This is a genomic window from Accumulibacter sp., from assembly GCF_032229525.1.
Classification (GTDB): Bacteria; Pseudomonadota; Gammaproteobacteria; order Burkholderiales; family Rhodocyclaceae; genus Accumulibacter.
This window is the reverse complement of record NZ_JAVTWB010000173.1, coordinates 1-6,942: the sequence shown is the minus strand read 5'-3', so window position 1 is coordinate 6,942 and position 6,942 is coordinate 1. Positions and strand designations below refer to the sequence as shown.

6 protein-coding genes are annotated in these 6,942 nt (G+C 64.1%); 2 read left to right on the top strand and 4 right to left on the bottom strand.

Annotated elements, in window-relative coordinates; genetic code table 11:
* On the bottom strand, nt 1-1,789 hold a 1,789-nt coding region (locus tag RUW20_RS13280; protein ID WP_313952714.1), incomplete at its 3' end, for a sulfatase-like hydrolase/transferase.
* 280 nt (nt 1,790-2,069) lie between these two features.
* Between RUW20_RS13280 and sodC the strand changes: the two genes are divergently transcribed.
* Entirely contained in the window at nt 2,070-2,591 is a 522-nt protein-coding gene (sodC, locus tag RUW20_RS13275; RefSeq protein ID WP_313952713.1) for a superoxide dismutase [Cu-Zn] SodC, read from the top strand.
* 75 nt (nt 2,592-2,666) lie between these two features.
* On the opposite strand, the gene RUW20_RS13270 is transcribed toward sodC, so the two are convergent.
* A complete protein-coding gene (locus RUW20_RS13270; RefSeq protein ID WP_313952712.1) occupies nt 2,667-3,443 on the bottom strand; it encodes an alpha/beta hydrolase in 777 nt (258 codons plus the stop codon).
* A gap of 2 nt (nt 3,444-3,445) precedes the next feature.
* Nucleotides 3,446-4,345, bottom strand: a complete 900-nt coding sequence (locus RUW20_RS13265) for an alpha/beta hydrolase (RefSeq protein WP_313952711.1) — start codon at nt 4,343-4,345, stop codon at nt 3,446-3,448.
* A 666-nt stretch (nt 4,346-5,011) separates the two neighbouring features.
* On the opposite strand from RUW20_RS13265, the gene RUW20_RS13260 reads away from it, so the two are divergent.
* On the top strand, nt 5,012-5,224 hold the full coding sequence (locus RUW20_RS13260; RefSeq protein ID WP_313952710.1) for a hypothetical protein: 213 nt from the start codon (nt 5,012-5,014) through the stop codon (nt 5,222-5,224).
* Nucleotides 5,225-5,343: 119 nt separating this feature from the next.
* On the opposite strand, the gene RUW20_RS13255 is transcribed toward RUW20_RS13260, so the two are convergent.
* Nucleotides 5,344-6,942, bottom strand: a 1,599-nt coding sequence (locus tag RUW20_RS13255) for a DNA internalization-related competence protein ComEC/Rec2 (protein WP_313952708.1), incomplete at its 5' end; no start/stop codon positions are given.

Here is a 6,942-nt window from a genome sequence, read left to right as displayed (position 1 = left end):
TGTCGCTCGCGTCGTAGACGTCGTAGCGGAAGAACTCGCTGCCGGTGAAGGGGAAGACGACTTTGGTGTCACCCTTCTTGATCCCCATGTAGTTGTAATTGCCCAGGGCCAGGAAATCCTCGCTCTGGAAGAGATCCCCGGCCGTGGTGTAGGCCGCTGCCGGCGTGGTCACCCCGAGGTAACTCATCAGCGTCAGTGGAATCTGCAGGTGCGAGGTCACGTGTTCGAACGCCTGCGCCGGATAACCGGGAATGTGCAGAACCAGAGGCACCCTGATCTGCTGCTCGGGAAAATAGTTGCCGTGGCCGTGCCCCCAGTGGCCGTTCTCCATGAACTCCTCGCCGTGGTCGCCGGTAAACAGGACGATGGTGTTGTCGAGCATCTTGTTGGCTTCGAGGGTGTCGAGGATTCGCCCGACCTGGGCATCGACGAAATGCGCTGCGTTGACATAGCGTTGGTGGATCGCGTCAGCATTCTTCAGCAGGTCGAGCTTGGCGTAATTGACTTCTTTCAGGTAATCCGGCCGGATTACCGCCGACTCCGGGAAGGTGTAGGGCGCGTGCGTCGCTTCGAAGAACATGAACATGAAACGCGGCTTCGCGCCCGACGGGTGGGCGAGATCGGCGAGGATATCATCGACGTTTTGCTGGTCCCGCTGCCACGGCGCACCCTCCTGCAAGGCCTGCATCACGGTGCCTTTCGGCATGTCGCTGAAAACGGTATGGTCAAGCTCCGGATAGGTGAAGCTCTGACTGGTGCGCAGTGAAAAGAGGTAGCCCTTATCGATCAGCAGGTCGATCAGCACCGGGCGCACTCGCTGTGCCTCGAAGCTGTACCAGTAGGGCGCATGCAAACCGTAGAACATCGAAAACAGACCCATGCGCGTACGGTTGCCGCCGCTGTAGTGACGCTTGAAGCTCATCGATTTCTTGGCGAAGGCCCAGAGATTCGGCGTCACCTCCTCGTTGAACAGATCCCAGCGGAACGATTCAGCGGTCAGCCAGATGATGTTCGGGTACCGCTCGCGCGCTTCGGTGGTAATCGGCTGCAAGGGATAGTTGACCTTTCCTTTGGCGAGCTTCAGGGCGTTTGATTTTTCTGCCTGCGCCACGCCCAGCCGGCGCAATAACCCCGTCGCGCTGGTGTTCAGACGGAAGGGCAGGACCGAGGCCGCCTGCAGGTAGGACTCCTCGCCGGTGTAGGCGCTGAAGGCATAGACACCCTCGGTGACGAAAAAAGTCATCAGCAGCAGAGCGGCGAGCGCCGGCGCCATGCCGCGCGAGGGATGCTTCTCCCTGCCCGGCCGACCGCTGCGCCAGTGCACGAAGAGCAGGACCAGGCCCAGCGAGAGCGCCGCCAGAACGACTATCCCGGCAATGCTGTAGGTCGTCTGGTCGGTCGCGCCGAGCGCCGCCAGACCACCTGGCGTCGTCACCAGATTCCAGACGAAGGCATTGATGTGGTATTCGTAGAGCTTGAACAGTTGCAGATCGATGAACACCAGCAGCACGACGACGAGACTGACCAGCCAGACGCTGCCATAGACCAGCGCCAACTTCCATCGCGGAACGGCTTGCCCACGCGGGCGCACGATAAACTCCAGCAGTTGGCCGATCAGCATGACCGGCAACAGGAACACCGTCGCATAGACCAGCGACGACAGTGCCGCGAACAGGAAGACGCTCGGCTGAGCGGCCTCGATGAATTGCCAGTACTGCACCAAAAGCAGGCACAGCAGGACGAACAGAACGACGTAATAGTGCCGCAGCGCGCGTTGAACCCGTGTCACCCCGATACCTCTGCCAAAACCATGGGCTGGCGATGTTGCAGTGGCGGACTTAAGGGGCGCTTAAACGAAACCGTGGACGACGGCGCGGCGCGCCCTCCTCGTCCTCGTCCTCCTTCCGGACCCGAGATCATTGTCGCGTACTGATCAATTCATGTCAGTATGCCCCCCGGGGACTTCAATCCCGTCGAATCACGCTGGTGCTGGGCGGACATCCTTCTGTCGCGGGGCCGACAAACGTTGAACGCCCAGGCGCAGCACTTTTCCACTCAAGGAGTAAGCCATGAAACGATCCGTAGCCGTCGCAGCGTGTCTCCTGTTGCCTGCTTTGGCCATCGCCGCAGAGACGACCGTTACCGTCAACGGCGCCGACAGCAAAGGTGTCGGGCCTTCCGTGGGCACGGTCCGCATGCTTGAAACCCAGTACGGCCTGGCTTTCTATCCCGATCTCAAGGGCTTGCCGCCTGGCCTGCACGGCTTTCATGTGCACCAGAACCCATCGTGCGCGCCAGCGGAAAAAGACGGCGCGCCGGTCGCGGCGTTGGCTGCCGGCGGGCATCTGGATCCGCAAGGGACCAAGAAACACGGCGAACCGTGGGGTGACGGGCATCTCGGCGATCTGCCACCGCTCTACGTCGCTGCCGACGGTAGCGCCACCAGCCCTGTGCTGGCGCCACGCTTGAAGCTTGCCGACGTGGCGGGTCGTTCGCTGATGATCCATGCGGGCGGCGACAATCACTCGGACCACCCGGCCGCCCTTGGTGGTGGTGGTGCCCGCGTCGCTTGCGGTGTCATCGGCGGCTAAAGCGGGGGCCCAGGAGTCTTCAGCGCTCCTGGGCGCGCACCCGGCGGCGACAGGTCCGGGCGGTCGACGAACGACTCAGGCGTGCGCCTCCATGGCCAGCCGGTCCACGAAGCGGACGATCGCCTCGACAACCGCCTGCGGCTGATCACGATGCGGCGAATGACGGCAGTCGGCGAGCCGCAGCAGGTCGACGTCGGTGACCGCTTCGGCAATGCACTCGATCTGCCGCATCGTCGCGAACTCGTCGTCTTCGCCCTGAATCGCCAGTAGCGGACAGGCAATCGCCGGCAAGCAAGCGGTGATGTCCCAGGAGCGGAATTCCGGCGCCAGCCAGATATCGTGCCAAGCCCGGAAGACCGAATTCGGGTCACGGTGGTAGCGGCCCAGCCTTTGCGGCCAGTCGCTGTTGACGTAGGACTGGCCGGCACGCGCGATGCCATCGAGCGCTTTTTCTTCGACGAACTCATGCGGTGCAAGGACGACCACCCCGGCCACCCGCTCGGGTAGCGCGGCGGCATAGATCAGGGCAATCGAGCCGCCATCGCTGTGACCGATCAGCACCGGCCGTTCGATGGCCAGGGCGGCCAGCAAGGGCGGCAGGCGTTGCTGCGCTTCCTCATGCAGGTAACGAGGGCTTCGCGGCACGAGCAGCGGAGCCGAGTAGCCATGACCGAGGCGCGACCAGATCAGCGTCCGACAACCGGTCGCCTGGGCCACCTGCGCCGGAAAGTCTCGCCACAAGGCGACGCTGCCCAGGCCCTCGTGGAGAAAGACCAGGGTCGGACGATCGGTGCGCTGCGCCGGAATCAGGAGGTATTCGAGTTGCTGCCCGTCGACTTCGACGAAAACCACGCTCAGGCGATCAACAGGAAATCGCGCACCACGGCGATCTGGCTCTCGTCGAGAAACATCGGTGCGTGCCCGGCACCGGGAATTTCTGCCGTCTGGGGGCGCGGCCCGCGGGTCGCCATTTCCTGCAGCGTGTCACGCGTCAGCACCGCCGAGTCGGCGCCGCGCACCACCAGTGTCGGGCAGCGAATGCTGTCATAGATTGGCCAGAGATTGACGTCGCCGGCACTCAACTCGTGCCGGAACGGGTCGCCAATCGCCGGGTCGTAGCGCATTTCGAGGCGCCCATCGGCCGCATGCTGCAAGCTGAACTCGGTGAGATGTCGCCACTGGGCGTCGGTCAGGCGGCCGAAAGGCTCGCTGACCAGGCGAACATACTTTTCGGCATCTTCATAGGTTTCGAATTTCGGCGCCCGACCGACGTACTCGCCGATCAGTTGCAGGGACGCTACCGGAATCAGCGGGCCGACATCGTTGAGCACCAGGCGGCCAATCGGCGAGTCTTCCTGGCTGGCGATCCACATGCCGATCACACCACCCATCGAGGTGCCAAGCCAGTGCACCGACTCGACATCAAGACGGGCCAGCAGCACCATCAGGTCGGCCACATACTGCGGAAAAACGTAGCTCGACGGGTCGCGCAGCCAGTCGCTGCGCCCGCGCCCGACCACATCCGGGCAAATCACCCGATACTCGGCGGCCATCGCCCGCGCCAGATCATCGAAGTCGCGTCCATTGCGCGTCAATCCGTGTACGCAAACCAGAACGTTCGGATTGTCCGGGTCACCCCATTGCGTGTAGGCCATGCGATGCAAGCCGGCAGGCGAAGCACAGCGCACGTCGCGTTCAACGAATCCTGGCTCCTCGCCGGCCAGCCAACGCGAAAGGTCAGCGCGAACGCTCATCTGGTAAATCTCCCTGCAAGTTCGATGTTGTTTCGCCACGCGGCGCGGTCGGCGAACGATCGTTGCGGCCAACCCCAAGGTCAGGCCAGTTGTCGGCGAGCGCCTCGGCGCGCTGCCGGCAACCCGCGGCAGCCCGGGGCAACCCGTAGTTGTTGCTTCAGGCGGCCTGGCTGACCAGTCGCTGCGCCGGAACGGTGCAGACTTTAGCACATGGCCTGCCCCCAGGTCGAAACCAGCCAGGGTCACCAGCCGGCCTGCAACAGGCGGCACGAAGCAAGGGCGGAGAGAAGCCGCCGCCGTCGGCGAAAGAGAGCCCGCAACGCGGCGACAGAGCGACCGACACGCGGAGCAAAGTGCAGAACGGCACGTGCGCGGATCGCCACCACGGCCGTCGCGGCGCTTCGGGGTGTGTCAGATTTGCATCATTGACCACGACAAAGCCGTATCAGCTGCTATTTGCTATTGACAGCACCCCCAGCACATGGAGAACAATAGCCCTAACTTACATGGTATTAGCTCATACAGTTAAAGTCTCTTGTGAATTTCGCTGGGATGGAACTCGTGTAAGTCGGCTCAGAAACCGCCTCAAGAAAAGCGCCGAGATGGCCGTTGCCAAGGTATCAGCCAGGCCCCCGCCAGAGACGCTCTCTTCAAGGAGAGAACAGCATGAATCTTCTCGATCACCCCGCACTTCGCTTCTTTCGCAGTCTGCTACCCACCTTCTCGAAACCGAGTCTCTCGGAGACGGAATTTCTCAACCAGCAACTGGCGGTACTCCAAGCGCATGTAGAACGCTTTCCCTCGCAGGAGAGGGACCTCCGCGCCCTGGCGTGGATCGAGGCCAATGCCGAGCGCTATCGGCACCAGTGGCAAGGGTAGGCAGCGACGCGCAAACGCCATCGGCAATTCACTCCCGGCGGCTGACCATTTTCTGCAGTGACGCCAGCGTGGCGCTTTCCGCTCACCAGCCCCCTGCACTGAAGTCGACCGCCAGCGCTTCACTCTCCCTGCCAGTAGCGACGATATTCCGCCCGATACGAAGAGAGCGCGATTCCATCTGCCAGGGTGACGCGGATGGCACCGTCGACATCGCTGCGCCAGAGCCGGCTGCCGGCATAGCGTTCGACGACGTCGGGCCGCGGATGGCGGAAGCGGTTGCGGTAGCCGACCGGGAAGATCACCTCGCGAGCGCCTACCGCCGCGATGAAGGCGGGGGTAGACGACGTGCCGCTGCCGTGATGCGGCGCCAGCAGCGCATCACTGGCAAGCAGGGCCGGGCTCCGGGCGAGCAGTGCCTGCTCGGCGCCGGCCTCGATATCGGAAGTCAGCAGGACGCTAGCGACAGTATTTTCGACGCGCAGCACGCAACTCATGTTGTTGCTCCGCGCGTTCTGGCGCGCGTAATCAGCCGTCTGCGGGTGCAGGATGGTGAAGCGCACACCGTCCCACTCCCAGTGTTGACCGGCGAGGCAGCGTTCGCCCGGCAGTTCCGGCAGCGAACTCAGGGTTCGGGCGATCGGCAATGCCTCCTGAACCGCCACCAGCCCGCCGGAATGATCCTTGTCGCGATGAGTGACGATCAGCGTATCGATGTGCTCGACACCGGTGGCGCGCAGATAGGGGACGACGATGCGCTGCCCGGCATCCGACTCGGCGCTGTACAGCGGCCCGGTGTCGTAGAGCAAGGTGTGTTCGGCCGTGCGTACGACCACCGCCAGCCCCTGGCCGACATCGAGGACGTCAACCCAGGCAGCGCCGGGTGGCGGCCGCGCCGCCGGCCAGAACAACGCCGGCAACAGCAGGCACAGACCCAGCCAGCGCGCCGGAAAACCGCGCGGCAGCAGCAACCAGGCCACCCCGAGCAGGGCCAGCAGTGTCGCCGCCAGCGGCGGCGCCGGCTGTTGCCAGAGCGGCCAGCGCGCGAGCCATTCCAGGAACGCCATCAGCAGCGACAACAGCCAGTGGTCGAGGTGTAGCAGCGGCGGCCAGGGAACGACCGCAAACAGCAGCGCCAGCGGCGTGATCAGGAAACTGACCACCGGAATGGCCAGCGCATTGGCCAGCGGCGAGACCAGCGAGAACTGCTGGAACAGCAGCAACAGCAGTGGCAAGGTGCCGATGGTCACCGCCCACTGCGTCGCTCCCCAGCGGGCAAGCGCCGCACGCCAGCCACGGGGGACGCCGAGCCGGGCCGTGCCGACGAAGAAGAGCACCCCCACGGCGGCGAAAGAAAGCCAGAAACCCGGCGACAGCACCGCCCAGGGATCGATCAGCAGCACCAGCAGCAAGGCCAGCAAGAGGCTGCGACTGGCGCCGAGGTTGCGACCCGACCACAAGGCCAGCGCCACCACGCTCAGCATGTACAGCGTGCGCTGCGTCGGCACGGCGAAGCCGGCGAGCAAGGAGTAGCCAAGAGCGGCCAGCCAGCCGGCGGCAATCGCCGCTTTCGCTGCGGGCAGAGCGAGCATCAGCCGCGTGCTGCGCCGCCACAGCCAGCCGACCAGCGCCGCGAAGAGCGCGGCGACCATGGTCACGTGGAGGCCGGAGATCGACATCAGGTGAGTGACGCCCGTCTGCCTGAACAGGCGCCACTGCTC

Bases quoted from the DNA above. Each gene is read 5' to 3' on its own strand.
- sodC (WP_313952713.1), top strand. From the start codon at position 2,070: ATGAAACGATCCGTAGCCGTCGCAGCGTGTCTCCTGTTGCCTGCTTTG.
- RUW20_RS13265 (WP_313952711.1), bottom strand. From the start codon at position 4,345: ATGAGCGTTCGCGCTGACCTTTCGCGTTGGCTGGCCGGCGAGGAGCCA.
- RUW20_RS13260 (WP_313952710.1), top strand. From the start codon at position 5,012: ATGAATCTTCTCGATCACCCCGCACTTCGCTTCTTTCGCAGTCTGCTA.